Below are 502 nucleotides of genomic sequence, written 5' to 3' on the forward strand. Positions count from 1 at the left end.
CCCACTGCTTGTACGTACACGGTTTCAGGTTCTTTTTCACTCCCCTCGCCGGGGTTCTTTTCGCCTTTCCCTCACGGTACTGGTTCACTATCGGTCAGTCAGGAGTATTTAGCCTTGGAGGATGGTCCCCCCATATTCAGACAGGATAACACGTGTCCCGCCTTACTCATCGAACTCACAACACCAGCATTTTCGGATACAGGGCTATCACCTGCTGTGGCCGGCCTTTCCAGGGCCGTTCTCCTAATACTGATGTTGATTCAGGTTCTGGGCTGTTCCCCGTTCGCTCGCCGCTACTGGGGGAATCTCGTTTGATTTCTTTTCCTCGGGGTACTTAGATGTTTCAGTTCTCCCGGTTCGCTTCATTAACCTATGTATTCAGTTAATGATAGTGCAACGAATTGCACTGGGTTTCCCCATTCGGAAATCGTCGGCTATAACGGTTCATATCACCTTACCGACGCTTATCGCAGATTAGCACGTCCTTCATCGCCTCTGACTG

General features: G+C 50.6%; 1 rRNA gene. It reads right to left on the minus strand.

The window, feature by feature from the left end:
• Positions 1-502: ribosomal RNA gene (locus ABFX36_RS19010) — 23S ribosomal RNA — on the minus strand; the annotation flags it as partial.

It is taken from the genome of Gordonia cholesterolivorans (assembly GCF_039531975.1).
Classification (GTDB): Bacteria; Actinomycetota; Actinomycetes; order Mycobacteriales; family Mycobacteriaceae; genus Gordonia; species Gordonia sihwensis.